Source organism: Rhizobium sp. Root1212 (assembly GCF_001424985.1).
Lineage (GTDB): Bacteria > Pseudomonadota > Alphaproteobacteria > Rhizobiales > Rhizobiaceae > Pararhizobium.
The window spans coordinates 63,061-79,258 of sequence record NZ_LMDA01000002.1 but is presented as its reverse complement, the minus strand read 5'-3'; the positions used below and the strand labels follow the sequence as shown (position 1 = coordinate 79,258).

The following is a 16,198-nucleotide window of genomic DNA, read 5'->3' as shown; positions in this document are numbered from 1 at the left end:
GGGAGCAATTGTGCCGTGGCTGAACCCTGTCGGGAAGCAGAAGGAAGAAGATGATGAGCATTCGACTTAGCGCTTTGTTTTTGATCGCCTCACGCTGGTTTCCGGCCAGACTATGGCCCAGGAACTGGGCGACAAACAGCTCGTGCGCACGCTCGGGCGGTGGAGGGTGTCGCGCCCGCCATCGATCTAGCCATGGTGGAAGAAGCGTCCGCAAGTGCCGACAAGGGCGTTGCCGGCCTTCCGTACTGGCAGCACCTGTCGAAACTCTCGCAACTGATCGACGATGCCCTGCATCATCCGAACTTGCGGCAATACAAGGTTCAAGCTCGACGGGCGACGCTCAGCACAATCTCCAACTCAGTGAGGAACGGGTGAACGTCATTACTGAAGCGCTTTCCACCGAATTCGCCATCGCGCCGGACCGTCTCTTTGCCATCGGCGTCGGGCAGGAGTGGCCTTGGACCCGGCTAACCCGCAGGCTGCAGACAACCGTCGCGTCCAACTGATAAACTTGGGACTCGTCGACGAATGGGGTCGCCCACCATGCCGATTCACAATGAACTTTTCGTTGGCGACGTGGCGAACGGTCTGCGGATCGCTATGGCGTGGCTCGTCGTCACTTCGGGAACAAGAACGTTACTCCCGCCCTGAACCCCCATCCTTGCGGGCCATTTTCGGGGGACTGCGCCCAGTAGCGGGCGCCCGCAGTGAAGCTGACGGGCTGTTCACCGAGTTTCACCAGTTTGGACACTTGAAAATTGACCGGAACCGACCACTCGTCTTGCACCCAATCGTAGGAGCTTTCCGTGTTCAAAGCAAAGGTCCAGGCATCGGGCGTGGTATAGGAAACAAATGGCTGCAGAAACGTCGAGCTGACATCCTGCCGGTCATTCCGGCCGGCGAAAGACCAGATATGATTGGCCAGTAGACCATATGTCCAAGGCCCATCCTGCTTCAAAGCAACAGCCGTGGGGCCGGCTCCCCATTGTCCAGTTCCAAGCAGATCGTCGGTTGCCGTCGGGATAAGAAAGGCCGGTCCTGCACCCCAGATGATCCCGTCGGGACCAGGTTGCTTCGGAGAAAAGAACAGGCTCTGAGTGATATCCCCGAGCCCGAACTGGTGTCCGGATTGTCCAGCTATGTCATTCTGCGAAATCACCGGCAGAATCGTGCGCGAGATGACATTCCAGTCTTCGTTGAGCGAGATGGGTATGACCGGCTGGATGTTGAGGACTTCGCGATTGCCATCTTCCGAACCGTATCCACGATCATAGTTGAACTGAAAAGGCACGCTGATGAGCGAAGCGATCGGATTGCTGAGCTTCTTGGCGAGGTCCGCGCCGGACTCTTGCCCCAGGGCTGACCCGGCGGTGGCCATAAAAAATACCATCGAACAAGCAGTTCTGTGATGCGGTCTCATTTTATGATCCGGCCCTTCGATTCAAAGATTGTCCATGCCGTCTCGCCTCAAGACGGCGTTACTTCAGCGTCCGCGGCGTTCCAACCGCTTACACTCGCGGCGATCGGTGTGCTTGATGTTTTTCAACGCCTACCGAACGTCGCGCGGCACGCGATTATCTTAGAACCGCACGACCAGACCGAGGACTGGGCCCTGCTGGACCGCATCGAACACGAACCCATCATTGCTGTAGTCCACACCCAGGGCGCGGTAGCCGGCAGTCGCCGAAATCGTATCGCTGAACCGGTAGCCGATGGCCGCCGCGACGTCCCAATCGAGGTTGGCGCCGCCCGCGCCGATGAAACCCCATCCTGTCAGATAAATTTCCGGAGTGAGCGAATAGGTGCCGCGAAAGCCGGCCAGGCCGTCCACCCAGGTTTCCTCATCGCTCCTGGAACGCCCGTCGAGAACCCCGCCGCTGAAGGAAAGCTGGCTTTCGACGGACCAGACCCGCAGGCCGCCGACCACTTCGAGCCTTGCGCCATTATTCTCCAGGAGGGAGTATCCTACACCGAGCAGCCCCGCAAAGGTTTCGGATTTGAGCTCGACGTCCGTGGCCAGGATACCTCGTGGTGTACCGGCCTGCCCCGAAATCTTGGAATACATGACATCGCCGAAGATGCTGTAAGGACCGTTGCGAGCTTCACCCATGGCCATGGCGCCGAAGTCGAGGTGGTCCAGGATATCGCTGAAGCTGGCATCGACGTCCACGGTAGGCAATCCCAACTGCCCGACTTCCCCGTGCAAACCGGCTGCCCAGAAATAGGGGGCAAAAGAAAACGTCCAGCCGTCTTCCGTCGTCGTCTGCTGAGCCTGCGGCGTCATCGGCGAGTAGATGTCGGCAGCCATTGCCCCATGACCGACGAGGCTTGTTCCGATCGCTGACAGAGCGAGAAGTAGATTTGATTTCATGCTGACCCCCAATAGCGCCGCGTATGCGACCAAGTTCGATTTACGTTCTCGATCATTGTAGATGGAGGCCGCGTTTTAACCAATTTACGTTCTCGCAAACCTCCAGCTGTCTACCGGCTGCAGTGCGATCTCGCGGTCCGACTGCTCCTGTCTCAAGTATTCTTATCGGTCGTACCCCTTACATCGGGCGGCCCGACAAGCATCTCGACATTTTGAGCGTAATTCTCCCGCCCGTTCTGATCGACGATCGCTGCGGGGCCGAAACGACCAAGCCGCGGCGGTTCCAACTGCTTGCGCGGCTCCGGCCGTCGCGTCCACGAAGTGGTCGCCAAGTTCAAGGCGGCTATCGGTCAGCGTTTGGCCGCTCGACAGGCGGTGGCCGATCAGTTGCACGATCTCGGGCGACTCGGCAAACTTGCTGTGGTGCAGACTATCTTCCGCCTTGATCTTGGTGAGGTCAATCACCGAGATATCGTTTTCGGCCAGTTCCTCGTTGTAGGGTGGACTGCTCCGGGTCGATGGTCCGAGCCGGGAAACATTGCCCCAGACCCGTTGGGAAAATGCAATAGCACGGCGATCGCGCAAACGAACAGCGTAAAATGCGGGCGTTGATCGCCCATGTCGGCAATCTGCGAGCCGAAAATATCAACATCGACATCCGGCGCCGCCAACATCACATCCTTGAATTTCTTCGGGAGCCCGCCGTTGCGGATCGCCATCTGGCGGAGGGATTCGAGCGCGAGCCAGTTGCCCGTCGAATGGGCCAGGATCGACACTTCCTTCACCTCCGGATCGCATGCCAGACTGCGTCGAGATATTGGAAGACGTTATTCACTCAATTCTGCTGGCCAAAGGCATTGGTGTGGCCCTATGGGTTACTTCAGGGTTAACGGCAGGGAAGCGGCACTTGGAACTCAAATGGCTGGAAGATTTCGTCGTGCTCACCGCGACCCTCAGCTTTTCTCGGGCGGCACAGGAGCGTGCGATCACGCAATCCGCCTTCAGCCGGCGGATCAAGCAGCTGGAGAACTGGCTGGGCGTACTTCTCGTGAACCGAGCCACCTTTCCGGCGGAACTCACGAAGGAAGGCAAGGCATTCCTTCCAGTCGCGCAAGAGGCCATTCGTAATTTTTACAGCACACGCGACACCCTGCGCCCCAAGGGACCGCGAGCGGACGTTGTCGCCTTCGCCGCTTTGCAAACGCTGGCCGTCACCTTCTTTCCTCAATGGCTCCGAGATCTGGAGCGGAACGTCGAGCCGCTCCGCTCGAAGCTCGTCCCGGATAGGGGCGGAATCGAGGACAATGTCGCGATGCTCGTCGACGGCGATGTCGACTTTTTCTTAACATATGCCCATAGCGACGTGCCGTTCTTCCTCGATACCAACCGCTTTCCGTTTATCGATATGGGCGAGGAAACGCTGCTGCCGGTGTCGTTGCCCGATCCGGAAGGACCGCCGCTCGACCGGTGCACCGAGACAGGCAAACCGGTTCCCTATCTGAGCTACGGTGAGTACTCCTTCTTCGGCGTAGCGCTGGCCAAGCGTTTCAGCTCGGAACACCCTTTCAAGCACAACGTCGTTCACGAAAACACTATATCGGTTGCGTTGAAGGCCATGGCACTTGCCGGTTGGGGGGTCGCCTGGCTTCCCGAAAAGCTCGTCGAACAAGAACTGCTCGATGGCCGCCTTGCGCCAGCAAGCCGTGATCCCCGCTGGAACATCGACGTCACGATTCGCATTTATCGCCACGCCGTCACTTCGCGACCGGTCGTGGAGCGATTGTGGCGCGGCATTCGCGATCTGCACACGCGGTAAGCGCACGCCCCCTTCCCGGAAGGCTGTCTCACGCGGTGGACGGCCCGAAAAACCTGCCTATGCATATTTTTCATAGCCCTTGGAAAACAATGCATTGGCCTATCCGCGCTTTATTGCCTAGCTTCCGCCCGAACAGAAAATACGAGGCAGGTTGTGGGCAGGACGGTATACATAAATGGCGCCTTCAAGGCGGAAGAAGATGCTTTCATCTCGATTTTCGACCGTGGTTTTCTTTTTGCCGACGGCATCTATGAGGTGACCGCCGTGATCGACGGTCGTCTGGTCGATAACGACCTGCATCTCGCCCGGCTGGAACGCTCTCTCCACGAGATCGCAATCCCGATGCCGATGGCCATCGAGCAGATTCTCGAAATCCAGGTCGACCTGATCCGCCGTAACCAGTTGAGGGAGGGCGTCGTCTATCTGCAGGTCACACGCGGCTCGGCCGACCGCGATTTCGGCTATGCGGAAGGGATGCGGCCAAACTTCATCGCCTTCACGCAAGCGAAGTCTCTGGTCGATGCGCCGTCCGTTCGCAACGGCGTCGCCGTCGATGTCACTGACGATCCCCGCTGGTCGCGGCGCGACATCAAGACGATCATGCTGCTCGGTCAGGTCCTCGCCAAGAAGAAGGCCAACGCCGGCGGCTTCCACGAGGTCTGGTTCGTCGAAGACGGCTATATCACCGAAGGCGCGTCTTCAACGGCTTTCATTTTGACCAAGGACAACGTGGTCCTCACCCGGCCGAACTCCCAGGCGGTACTGCCTGGCTGCACTCGCCGCGCGCTCCAGAAGCTTGCCAAGGAAGGGGGCGTGATCATCGAAGAACGTCGCTTCACCCTCCAGGAAGCCTATGAGGCAAAGGAAGCATTCCTGACGAGCGCGTCGAGCCTCGTCACGCCCATCATCAGAGTTGCACAACGGGTGATCGGGGACGGAACCCCCGGTCCGGTCACGCGTCGTCTGCAAGCCGCCTATCTAGATCTCGCTCGCACCCGATCCGAGCCCGTCCTGTAGCGGCAATGACACCCACCAAACAACGATAAAGGAAGGGAACTATGAAAAAGCTCAGTATCCGCGCGACGGCGAAGGCCGCACTGCTTGCAACCACACTGACGGTTGGCGCCGCAGGCGCCGCATCCGCCACCGAAGGTTACGGCGATTGCCCACTGACAGGCACCAAGGGCAGCGCCTCCATTACTCCGGCGGTCCCCGGCCAATTCACCGTCATCATCAATCTCCCGGCGGTTGGCCAGTTCAACGGTGATACGCCGGAGACGATCAAGGACGGCTACGAGTTCTGCATGGCCGTTAACATCGCTCATCGCCTTGGCCTTGACAAGGTCAAGCTGGTCAATGCCTCGTTCGATTCCATCGTCGCCGGCCAGAACAAGGATTTCGACGTTGCGCTGGCTCTGATCTCGGTCACCGAACCGCGCAAGAAGGTCGTCGATTTCTCGGTTCCCTACATGACCTCCGATTACGGGGTTGCCGCTAAGGCAGGGTCGGGCGTCACCGAAGCGACCATCAAGACCAGCCATGTCGGCGCCCAGGCCGGAACGACGCTGGTACCGTTCCTGCAGGAAACGCTGAAGGTCGAGAACCTCGACGTGTTCGACGATACTGCCTCGATGTTTACGGCCGCCGCTGCCGGCAAGGTCGATGCCGTCATGACCGATCTCGGCGTCGTTCTCGGTCAGGTGGCTGCATCCGGCGGCAAGCTCGTCACCGTTGGCAAGTACGCGACCGGCGGCCAGACCGCCGGTATCTACCAGAAGGGCTCTGAAAGCGGCCCGGTCATCGACAAGATCATCGAAGAGCTGAAGACCGACGGCACGCTCAAGAAGCTTGAACAAGCCTATCTCCTCGAGTCCTACGGCGGCGTATCGCCCGACGACATCCCGGCCTGGAAGCCGTGAAGCAAGGATAGTCCCGATGTCCACAACGGCTTTCGAAGCCAGGGAGGAGCGCGCCGGCAAATGGCGCGCTCGCAACCAGGTCCGCACCCACGGCAGGCGCGCGCTTTGCGTCATGCTGTTTTCTCTCGTCACATCAGCCGTCGTCGTCTACACGGCGCTCTACATCCGCAACTTCGTGGTGGCGCAGGGCTGGCCTGCGACGGCTTCGACCGCGGTCGCAATCCTCGCTTCAACGATCCCGCTGATGGTGGTCTGGGGCGCGTGGCGTGCTGTCTCGGGTTCGTCGCGGGCGGCGAGATCGGCCGACATCTATGCGGGCCGCGAACTCGGCGCACGATCGTCCGATAGCTCCTGGAAGGCTCTTTCCTATGCTGCGGCGCTGCTCATCGTCTGCGCCATGGCCTGGTTCATGGTGGTCAACGACGCGGCGGTCAGCCGGACGTTCTTCGACGTCTCCGTGATCGCCATCTCGTTCACGACGGTCCTCAAGGCCTTCGGCACCAACGTTTTCATTTTCCTCGTCTCGGGCTCGCTCATCCTCGTCTGGGCCCTCATCGTCGCCATCGCGCGCACGCTGCCCGGCGATGCTGGCAAGCCGATCCGCACGATCGCCATCATCTACGGCGATCTATTTCGCGGATTACCGGCCATCATTACGATCTACCTTATCGGTTTCGGCCTGCCGCTGACCGGCCTGCCGTTCCTCAGCGACCTGTCGTCGAACGCCTATGCGATCATCGCGCTGACGCTGACCTACGGCGCCTATACGTCGGAAGTCTACCGCGCCGGCATCGAGAGCATCCATCCGAGCCAGGTCGCCGCCGCCCGATCGCTAGGCCTCTCCTATTTCAGGACCATGCGCTACGTCGTGGTCCCACAGGCGGTGCGCGGCATCATCCCGCCGCTGATGAACAATTGCATCAGCCTGCAAAAGGACACGGCACTTGTCGCGATCATCGGCACGATCGACGCCTTCAACCAGTCGAAGATCATCGCCAGCAATCATTTCAACCTCTCCGCCGTCACCACGGTTGCGATCATCTTTATCCTGATCACGATCCCCCAGGCCCGTTTCGTGGACAGGCTGATCGAGCGGGATCGCAAGAAGATGCGATCAGGAATGTAACGGAAGGGAGCAGATACAATGGCACTGGTCGAAATAGACAAGGCATACAAGCGCTACGGCGTCTTCGAAGTTCTCTCCGGCATCTCGCTTGATATCGAGGAACATGAGGTCGTGTGCCTCATCGGCCCCTCTGGCTGCGGCAAGTCCACGCTGCTGCGCTGCATCAACAGGCTGGAGACAATCCAGGAGGGCGAAATCCGCCTGCACGGCGACCGGGTGACCGGCCCCGGCGTCGATCTCGACGCCTTGCGCCGCGAAATCGGCATCGTCTTTCAGGGCTACAACCTCTTTCCGCATATGAGCGTGATGGCGAATGTCACGCTCGCACCGATCAAGGTGCTGGGCATGCCGAAGAAGGAAGCCCTTGAAAAGGGCCGCGCACTTCTTTCCCGCATCGGGCTGGAGCACAAGGCCGACGAATATCCCGACCGGCTTTCCGGCGGCCAGCAGCAGCGCGTGGCGATCGTCCGCGCCCTGATGATGGACCCAACGCTCTTGCTGCTCGACGAGATCACCTCTGCGCTCGACCCTGAACTCGTGTCAGAGGTTCTCGACATCGTGCGCGATCTGGCGAAAAAGGGCATGACGATGGTGCTTGCCACGCACGAGATGGGATTTGCCCGCGAGGTCGCCGACAAGGTCTGCTTCCTGCAGGGCGGCGTCGTCTACGAACAGGGACCGCCGTCGCAGATCTTCGGGCAGCCGCAGGGCGAACGAACCCAGGCGTTCTTGAAGAGCATCATCGAAGCCGGGCGTCTCTGACGCCTCTGCCGGAAAGGACCCCGATCACATGACCCCGACAGCCCGCGATTTCGGCATCGTCTGCGGAACCCTGCCGACCGGCGCGCGCAACACCATTGCCGATGTGCCCGGCGTGCGGGTCGGCCACCACACGCTGCGCGACGGCGACATCAACACCGGCGTGACGGCGATCGTGCCGCATGCCGGAAACCTTTACCGCAAGAAGGTGCTTGCCGCATCCGACGTCATCAACGGCTTCGGCAAGAGCGTCGGCCTTGTGCAGATCGACGAACTCGGCACGCTGGAAACCCCGATCCTGCTGACCAACACGTTTGGCGTCGGCACCTGTGCCAATGCGCTCATCCGCGAGGCCATCGCCGCCAACCCAGATATCGGCCGCGGAACCTCGACCGTCAATCCCGCGGTCGGCGAATGCAACGACGGACCGCTCAACGACATTCAGGCGATGGCCGTGACGGAAGAGCATGCCCTTCTGGCGCTCGCGGACGCACAGGACCAAGTTGCACAGGGCAATGTCGGAGCGGGGGCCGGTATGACCTGCTTCGGTTTCAAGGGCGGCATCGGCTCGTCGTCACGGCGGCTCAAGCTGGATGGCACGGATTTTCATGTGGGTATCCTGACGCTGACCAATTTCGGCCGGGCGGGCGACCTCGTCCTGCCCGACGGCCGCCGCCCGAAGCTGCTGCGCGACGACGATGCGGAGAAGGGCTCCGTCATCATCGTGCTGGCGACAGACGCTCCGATGGAACATCGGCAACTGCATCGCGTCAGCCGCCGTTGCGCCGCCGGTCTCGCCCGTCTCGGCGCCTTCTGGGGCCATGGCAGCGGCGACATCACCATCGGCTTTTCAACCGGCGTGACCTTCGACCACGATGAACCACGTGATTTGGTGCCGATTTTCGCCCTTAATGAAAACCGGATCGACGAGCTTTTCCGGGCAGCCGCTGAAGCGACGCAGGAAGCGGTCCTCAATTCCCTCTGCGCGGCGGAAGCAATGACCGGCCGCGGGGGCCAGAAGCGGCAGTCCCTCGCCGACTGGCTGCGCAAGGCCGGCAGCTGACGATGCCGGATTGGCATGATCTCGGCATCGCCGACATATCAAGGCTTCTGCGCTCCGGCGCGATGACCTCGGTGGCGCTCACCAAGCATATGCTGGCCCGTATCGAAGCTATCAACCCAACGTTGAACGTTTTCATCACCATCGCTGCCGATTTTGCTCTCGAAGCTGCGGAAGAAGCCGACCGGGATGCATCGAAGGGGCGCTGGCGCGGTCCGCTGCACGGCATCCCGATCGCCATCAAGGACAATATCGCCGTCGCGGGGGTCCGTATGACCTGCGGCTCGAAACTGTTTGCCAATCACGTGCCGCAGAGGGATGCGGACGTCGTACGGATTCTGAAGGATGGCGGTGCGGTCCTCCTCGGCAAGGTCGGCATGCACGAACTCGCCTATGGCACGACGGGCGAAAACCCATTCTGGGGGCCGATCCTCAATCCTCGCGACCCCGATCTCGACGTTGGTGGTTCCAGCGGCGGATCGGCAGGCGCCGTTGCCGCCAAGCTCGCATTTGCGGCCCTTGGAACGGACACGGCCTGCTCCATCCGCTTTCCCGCCCATTGCTGCGGGATTGTGGGTTTCAAGCCAAGCTTCGATGCGATCTCGACCACCGGTGTTATCCCGCTGGTCAAGCGGCTCGACCATATAGGACATTTGACGCGCAATGTGAGCGATGCCGCCCTCACCTTTGCTGCGAGCGCCGGTCTCGATCTCCCGACGCTTGATAGCACAGGCGTAAAGGGCATGAGGATCGGAGTCATCAGACGCTTCTTCTTCGATGCGGATGCGCGAATTTGCGATACGATCGAGGAGAGCCTGCGGATCTTGCAGGCCCATGGTGCAGTACTGCTCGAACTGGACAAGCCCGATATCGCCGACAGCCTCGATATGACGGGCTATCTGTTTCGCGAAGCCTACGACGCGTTCGCAGAGGATTTCGCATCGCATGAGGCGCTGTTCAGCCCAGGCGCACGGGAAAAATTCGCCCGCAAATCGCTGATATTCTCAGCCGATTATGAAAGAGCATTGCGCTGGTCGGCCGTTTTCGCAGGCGAGATGGATGAATTGTTGGGCGATTGTGACGTCCTCGTCGCGCCGACCGCTGCGACAATGCCGGCCATGCGCGGACAATGGCCCGCCGACTACGACCTGCTGGCATCGCGAAACGCAACGGTGTTCAACCTGTCGCGCCAACCTTCAGTGTCGATCCCCGTAGGGTCGGGGTCTGGCGCGCGGGTCGGGCTGATGATCAACGCACGCCGCGGTGAGGATTTTCGGCTGTTGCAGATGGCCACAGCGATCGAAGATGGTTTGCGCACTGTCCATCCATAGCGGCGGCCGCGTCAGGACGCTTTCTAGTGTTAATCGTGGCTGCCGTGTGTCTCAGCGGGTAGCCGGCGGTCGATGAAATCACGCATGAGGGCGAGCGCTTCGTCACGCAGGATGCCGCCGGAATGCAGGCCGAGGCGCAGCCACAGTCCGTCGATGAGCGCGCTGATTAGATGCACCGTCTGCCGCGCCTCCTCGTCGGGCAGCACCGGTTTGAGTGCCGATAGAAGGTTGGAATGCATGCGGACCTGAATGACGGCCTGGATGCGGGCAAGCTGCGGCTCACGCGGCACTTCTCCGCACAGCGACAGCCAGGCATGTGTTCAGTCCCGGCATCCGGTGGATTGGATCGAGGATGAATCTGTCGGGCTCTGAAGTCCAGACCTTGCAGATAACTTCGTAGGGTGTGAGGCTGCCGAGGGTCTTGAGCCTGCGGGCGAAGTTGTAGGCGGCGAGGAAGTCGGCGAGATGGCGGCGCATTTGGTCGTGGCGCTGCCGTGACGAACTTGTCCCATAGTACTTCCTTCCATTCTGCAGAAAGGATCACACCATCAAACCGTGGGATCAAACACTTAGCTTGGAAGCTGCCGAGACATAGAGGTGGCCGGTGATAGCGGGGGCAGCCAGAAGCACTCGATCTGAACAATTGACCACGCGCACACACGTATCAGGCAACGGGACGCGGCATCATCGCTTAGCCATGGGCGCAAGCGGGCCGAGGCTGTCGAGATAGGCCGAGGCGCCATTGTTCTCATAGGTGGAGAACACCACGTCGCGGTCGCGGTACGACTTCAGCACCTGGCCGAGACCGTTGGCGCCCTGCGCGCGGACCTGACGCACCAGACCGAGATCGACATTGATCGGGAAGATTTCCGCAACCTGCCCGCATTGGTGCACGACGTTGCCGGTCGGGTCCGCGACCAGCGAACGGCCGACGCCGCCCGCGTCGAGCCCGTTCACGTCGACGACGTAGCAGGAGAACATGACCGCCGTCGCCTGCACGATCGCCAGTTCCGCCTTGCGGTCCGTCGTGCCGGTCAGCACGGGGTGGAGGAGAACCTCGACGCCCGCCGAGGTCAAAGTGCGCGTCGTCTCGGGGAACCAGATGTCGTAGCAGATCGAAAGGCCGAAGCGGCCGACATCCGGCACATCGAAGATCAGGAATTCGGTCCCGCCGGCAACCCCGGCCTCGAAGGGCCGGAACGGAAACATCTTGTCGTAGCGGCCGGCGATCTCGCCCTGCGGATCGATGACGACGGCATGGTTATAGGTCTCGCCGTCCCGATGCACGAAGAAGCTGCCGGGGATGATCCAGACGCGATGCTTGACGGCCAGCGCCTGGAAGATGGCGATATCCGCCTGCGGGTCCTGGGCGGCGCAGGAATGCAGGGGGCCATGCATGGCGAGTTCGGAAAAGACGATCATGTCGGTGCCCGGAAAGAGCGCCATGGTCTTTTCGATCTGGATCGTCATGGCCGCGATGTTGCGGCCGCCGATCGGCACGGACATCTGAATGCCCGCTATCATGAAGCGGGTGTTGTCGCGCGGACCGGATGAGGCCGAGGTCGCCTCCGCATAGGTAAGAGAGCCTGACATGAATTTGAAATCCCGTTGAAGCTATTTGCCGGGGCGCGTGCCGGGTTTTGCCGTTACGCCCCCCATGGGCAGCGCGGAGACGAGGTCGTCCAAGGCGACACCGCGGTAGGGTTTGCTCGACTTGAGCACGATGTAGCTGGAAAGATTGCCTATTCTGGGGCCGAGCCTCAAAAGTTCGTCGGACAGCATCTGGTAGGAGGAAATGTCGGGGCAAACGAAGCGCACGAGATAATCGATCGGGCCGCTGACCTTGGTGCATTCCACCACATAGCGCATGTTCTCGACCATGCTCTCGAAGATTTCGAAATCCTCGTATCCGTGGCTGTTCAGCGTCACGGCGGCGATGACATCGACATGGCGGCAGACCTTCGTCAGGTCGATGCTCATATGATAGCAGATGATGACGCCTGCCTTCTCGAGCTGTTTGACGCGCTGCAGGCAAGGGCTCGGCGAGAGGCCGACGGCTTCGGCCAGTTCCTGGTTGGTGACGCGCGAATTGGCCTGCAGATAGGCCAGGATACGCACATCCGTAGGGTCCAGCCGGATCTCTCCCTCGATATCCTTCATTCGCTCGTTCCTTTTAAACTGATCGGTCCGCGTTTCCGTCCGACAGATGTTCCCAGGCGTAGTACGCAACAAGCTGAAATAGCGCAACGAACCGCGCCTTAAGGATACGGCTGATTTCTGTCAAGCACGCCATCGGGGCCGGGTTTTTCGCCCTTGGCCGGCCTTGCGACACACCCGACACAAGCTACCGCAAAGATGCGTACTTGCGGCAGTAAATGTGGGAACAGGGGCGAAAATTGTCAGCACCTTTGCCGAGCCCGACGCTACAGTTCGGACATAAGGGAGACATCGGAGGGAGGAACGATGGCATCGTCTATCTTTGAGCAGATTACGCGCAAAAAGCCGGTCGCACGGCTCATGGCGGACACGTCGGACACAAGTGACGGGCACGGGCATCTCGGTCGCTCGATCACGCTGTTCCAGTTGATCATGTTCGGCGTCGGCGCAACCATCGGCACGGGTATTTTCTTCGTGCTGAGTGAGCAGGTACCCGTCGCAGGCCCTGCGGTGGTCATTTCCTTTATCATCGCGGCCGTCGCGGCCGGCCTTTCGGCGCTCTGCTACGCTGAGATGAGTTCGATGATCCCGGTTTCGGGCTCCTCCTATTCCTACGCCTACGCGACGCTCGGCGAAGGCGTCGCCTTCTTCGTTGCAGCCTGCCTGGTGCTCGAATACGGCATTTCCGCCGCGGCCGTCGCCGTCGGCTGGGCCGAATATGTGGAAAAGCTGCTCTTCAACATCACCGGTATCGTGCTGCCGGGCTGGATGACCAAGGGGCCGATCAGCCTGGCTGGCGGCGATAATCCCTTCGCCATGACCTTCTTTCAGGAAGGTTCCGGCCTCATCAATCTACCGGCCGTCATCCTCGTCACGCTCTGCTGCGTCCTGCTGCTGCGCGGCGCAAAGGAATCGGCCCGCGCCAATGCCATCATGGTCATGGTCAAGCTCGCCGTTCTAACGCTCTTCATCGTGATTGCCGGCAGCGCCTTCGACAGCGCCAATTTCACGCCTTTCTTCAATGAGAGCGGCTTTGGCGGGGTGCAGGCGGCGGCGGCCTCGATCTTCTTCACCTTCGTCGGTCTCGACGCCGTCTCGACGGCGGGCGAGGAAGTCATCAACCCGCGGCGCAACCTGCCGCTCGCCATCATATCGGCGCTGGTCATCGTCACCGGCTTCTATGTGCTGGTCGCCATTGCCGCCCTCGGCGTGCAGCCGGCAGGCGCTTTCGACGGACAGGAGGCGGGTCTCGCCACCATCCTGCAGAACATCACAGGCTCGGTCTGGCCGGCAAACATGCTCGCCGCCGGCGCCGTGATCTCGATCTTCTCCGTCACGCTGATCGTGCTCTACGGGCAGTCGCGCATTCTCTTCGCGGTCTCCCGCGACGGTTTGCTGCCTTCGATCTTCCACAAGGTCGATCCGCGCAGCATGACACCGGTCGCCTGCACCATCATCGTCGCGATCTTCGTGTCGCTGATCGCAGCTTTCGTTCCATCCGGCCTGCTCTGGGATCTGACGAGCATGGGCACGCTGACCGCCTTTACCGTGGTTTCGGCCGGCGTGCTCATCCTGCGTTATACCCAACCCGACATGCAACGCGGCTACCGTGTGCCGTTCGGCCCTGTGCTGCCGGTGCTCAGCATCACGGCCTGCCTCTATCTCATCCTCAAGCTCAGCTTGATGGTCTATCTCGTCACTGCCGTCTGGGTCGGCATCGCCGCGCTCGTCTACTTCGGCTACTCGGCTCGCCACTCGCGCCTCGAACAGCCGGATGCCGTCGGCGAGGTGGCATGATGAAGCTTCTCGTCGGACTTTCCGCCGACCAGGGCGGGCAGGAAGCGCTGGCTCTGGCCGCCGTGCTTGCCCGCTCCTGCAAGGCCACGCTCGTCGCCTGCACGGTGACGCCCGACACCTGGGGCCACCCTTCGCCGGCACGTGTCGACGGTGAATACGGCAGCTTCCTTGCCCGGCATACCTCGGCCGTCCAGACCGAGGCGAAGGCCTCGCTTCCCGCAGATGTGACGGCGGAATTCATCGCCGTTTCCGCACCTTCGGCCCGCGAAGGCCTGATCAGGGCCGCTGCGGATGTGGGGGCGGACTGCCTCGTGCTCGGCTCGGCGCGAGACGCGCCGCTCGGCCGCTTCGGTGAAGGTGGCGTGACCACTGAACTCCTGCGCTCGGCGGATTTGCCGATCGCGGTAGCGCCGCATGGCTACTCGGCCGGGCCGGAAACCCGCGTGCATCGGCTGAGCGCCGCCTTCAGCGGCTCCTCCTCCTCGCCCGGCATCGTCGCGCGCAGCATCGCACTGGCGAAGGAATATTCGGTGGCGCTTCGTCTCGTGACCTTCGTGGTGCGCGACAAACAGATGTACCCGACAGGCGCCGGCTACGACGCGGAGCAGTTCGTCTCCAACGTGCTGCGCGAACAGGCGCGGGATGCGCAAACGGCTCTCCTCGCCGACAGGCAGGGGCTTTCCGGCGAGATCGCCGACGGCCCGACATGGAAGGCAGCCTTCGAGTCGCTGGACTGGCAGGAGGGCGAGCTTCTGGTCCTCGGCTCCAGCAAGCTTGGACCGCTGCTGCGCGTCTTCCTCGGCTCGAACGCCCGCAAGATCGTCCACAACGCGCCGGTGCCCTGCCTGATCCTGCCACGCGGCGAAGAATAACAAGACCGCAAATATCATGCCTGAGGGAGACAGAATGACCACGAGAACGTTCAATCAGCCGCTCGGGGGCAATGAGATGCCGCGCTTCGGCGGCCCCGCCACCATGATGCGCCTGCCGACACAGCCGACCACGGAAGGGCTCGATGCCTGCTTCGTCGGCATTCCCATGGATATCGGCACCTCGAACCGGCCGGGCACACGCTTCGGGCCGCGGCAGATCCGCACCGAGAGCTGCATGATCCGCCCCTACAACATGGCGACGCGCGCCGCCCCCTTCGACAGCCTGCAGGTGGCCGATATCGGCGACGTCGCCATCGATACCTTCAACCTGCCGAAATGCGTCGACATCATCACCGATGCCTATCGCGGCATCATCAAGGACGGCTGCAAGCCGCTGACGCTCGGTGGCGACCACACGCTTTCTTACCCGATCCTGCGGGCCATGGCCGAAAAATACGGCCCCGTCGGCCTCATCCACGTCGATGCCCATGCCGACGTCAACGAGCACATGTTCGGCGAGCCCATCGCCCACGGCACGCCCTTCCGCCGCGCGGTGGAGGCCGGCGTGCTCGATACCAAGCGTTGCATCCAGATCGGCGTGCGCGGCACTGGCTATGCCGCCGACGATTTCGACTGGCCGCGCGAGCAGGGTTTCCGCGTCGTGCAGGTGGAAGAGTGCTGGTACAAATCGCTGGCGCCGCTGATGGAGGAAGTCCGCGCGCAGATGGGCGACCGCCCGGTCTACCTCTCCTTCGACATCGATAGCCTCGACCCGTCGATCGCGCCCGGCACCGGCACGCCGGAGATCGCCGGCCTCAACACGATGCAGGCGCTGGAAATCATCCGCGGCTGCTGGGGCCTCAATCTCGTCGGCTGCGATCTGGTCGAGGTCTCCCCGCCCTACGATCCGTCCGGCAACACGGCGATCACCGCCGCGAACCTCCTCTTCGAAATGCTTTGCGTCCTTCCCGGCGTCCAGAGGCGATAAAA

General features: G+C 61.5%; 15 protein-coding genes and 3 pseudogenes. 11 read left to right on the top strand and 7 right to left on the bottom strand.

What is annotated here, in order from left to right; translation table 11 throughout:
* Window positions 1–50 precede the first annotated feature (50 nt).
* A pseudogene (locus tag ASC86_RS07460) lies at window positions 51–523 on the top strand (OmpA family protein); the annotation flags it as partial.
* Between the two features lie 93 nt (window positions 524–616).
* Here ASC86_RS07460 and ASC86_RS07455 read toward each other — a convergent pair.
* The 3 genes and pseudogenes from ASC86_RS07455 to ASC86_RS07445 form a co-directional block, all read right to left on the bottom strand.
* Window positions 617–1,390, bottom strand: a complete 774-nt coding sequence (locus ASC86_RS07455) for a transporter (RefSeq protein ID WP_156386944.1) — start codon at window positions 1,388–1,390, stop codon at window positions 617–619.
* Window positions 1,391–1,579: 189 nt separating this feature from the next.
* Window positions 1,580–2,371 carry a hypothetical protein gene (locus ASC86_RS07450; RefSeq protein ID WP_056318738.1) on the bottom strand — a complete coding sequence of 264 codons (792 nt, stop codon included), beginning with the start codon at window positions 2,369–2,371 and terminating at the stop codon, window positions 1,580–1,582.
* A 152-nt stretch (window positions 2,372–2,523) separates the two neighbouring features.
* A pseudogene (locus ASC86_RS07445) lies at window positions 2,524–3,174 on the bottom strand (alpha/beta hydrolase); the annotation flags it as partial.
* 104 nt (window positions 3,175–3,278) lie between these two features.
* Between ASC86_RS07445 and ASC86_RS07440 the strand changes: the two are divergent.
* The 7 genes from ASC86_RS07440 (at window position 3,279) to ASC86_RS07410 (ending at window position 10,382) form a co-directional block, all read left to right on the top strand.
* Entirely contained in the window at window positions 3,279–4,187 is a 909-nt protein-coding gene (locus ASC86_RS07440) for a LysR family transcriptional regulator (RefSeq protein ID WP_056318586.1), read from the top strand.
* A gap of 153 nt (window positions 4,188–4,340) precedes the next feature.
* Complete coding sequence (locus ASC86_RS07435; protein ID WP_056318584.1) at window positions 4,341–5,204, top strand: D-amino-acid transaminase; 864 nt, start codon at window positions 4,341–4,343, stop codon at window positions 5,202–5,204.
* 41 nt (window positions 5,205–5,245) lie between these two features.
* Window positions 5,246–6,106, top strand: coding sequence for an ABC transporter substrate-binding protein (locus ASC86_RS07430; RefSeq protein WP_056318581.1), 861 nt, complete (start codon window positions 5,246–5,248; stop codon window positions 6,104–6,106).
* Window positions 6,107–6,122: 16 nt separating this feature from the next.
* Window positions 6,123–7,232 (top strand): amino acid ABC transporter permease, encoded by a 1,110-nt coding sequence (locus tag ASC86_RS07425; RefSeq protein ID WP_056318579.1) that lies wholly within the window; start codon window positions 6,123–6,125, stop codon window positions 7,230–7,232.
* Between the two features lie 18 nt (window positions 7,233–7,250).
* Window positions 7,251–7,994: an amino acid ABC transporter ATP-binding protein gene (locus ASC86_RS07420; protein WP_056318576.1), complete on the top strand. Its 744-nt coding sequence runs from the start codon at window positions 7,251–7,253 to the stop codon at window positions 7,992–7,994.
* Window positions 7,995–8,022: 28 nt separating this feature from the next.
* Window positions 8,023–9,054 carry a P1 family peptidase gene (locus ASC86_RS07415; RefSeq protein ID WP_056318573.1) on the top strand — a complete coding sequence of 344 codons (1,032 nt, stop codon included), beginning with the start codon at window positions 8,023–8,025 and terminating at the stop codon, window positions 9,052–9,054.
* Between the two features lie 2 nt (window positions 9,055–9,056).
* Entirely contained in the window at window positions 9,057–10,382 is a 1,326-nt protein-coding gene (locus ASC86_RS07410) for an amidase (RefSeq protein WP_056318570.1), read from the top strand.
* A 29-nt stretch (window positions 10,383–10,411) separates the two neighbouring features.
* Here the strand turns inward: ASC86_RS07410 and ASC86_RS07405 are convergent, their stop codons facing one another.
* The 4 genes and pseudogenes from ASC86_RS07405 to ASC86_RS07390 form a co-directional block, all read right to left on the bottom strand.
* Window positions 10,412–10,672 (bottom strand): TetR family transcriptional regulator C-terminal domain-containing protein, encoded by a 261-nt coding sequence (locus ASC86_RS07405; RefSeq protein WP_056318567.1) that lies wholly within the window; start codon window positions 10,670–10,672, stop codon window positions 10,412–10,414.
* Window positions 10,662–10,868, bottom strand: a pseudogene (locus tag ASC86_RS07400) (IS481 family transposase); the annotation flags it as partial. The gene ASC86_RS07405 and the pseudogene ASC86_RS07400, both read right to left, overlap by 11 nt.
* 198 nt (window positions 10,869–11,066) lie before the next feature.
* Window positions 11,067–11,975 (bottom strand): carbon-nitrogen hydrolase family protein, encoded by a 909-nt coding sequence (locus ASC86_RS07395; protein ID WP_200943786.1) that lies wholly within the window; start codon window positions 11,973–11,975, stop codon window positions 11,067–11,069.
* Between the two features lie 21 nt (window positions 11,976–11,996).
* Entirely contained in the window at window positions 11,997–12,542 is a 546-nt protein-coding gene (locus ASC86_RS07390) for an Lrp/AsnC family transcriptional regulator (protein WP_056318564.1), read from the bottom strand.
* A 303-nt stretch (window positions 12,543–12,845) separates the two neighbouring features.
* On the opposite strand from ASC86_RS07390, the gene ASC86_RS07385 reads away from it, so the two are divergent.
* The 3 genes from ASC86_RS07385 to speB are packed head-to-tail and all read left to right on the top strand — an operon-like array spanning window position 12,846 to window position 16,196.
* Window positions 12,846–14,336, top strand: a complete 1,491-nt coding sequence (locus tag ASC86_RS07385; RefSeq protein ID WP_056318561.1) for an amino acid permease — start codon at window positions 12,846–12,848, stop codon at window positions 14,334–14,336.
* A complete protein-coding gene (locus tag ASC86_RS07380) occupies window positions 14,333–15,208 on the top strand; it encodes a universal stress protein (protein ID WP_056318557.1) in 876 nt (291 codons plus the stop codon). Before ASC86_RS07385 ends, ASC86_RS07380 begins: the two co-directional genes overlap by 4 nt.
* Window positions 15,209–15,242: 34 nt before the next feature.
* On the top strand, window positions 15,243–16,196 hold the full coding sequence (gene speB, locus ASC86_RS07375; protein ID WP_056318554.1) for an agmatinase: 954 nt from the start codon (window positions 15,243–15,245) through the stop codon (window positions 16,194–16,196).
* Window positions 16,197–16,198 lie beyond the last annotated feature (2 nt).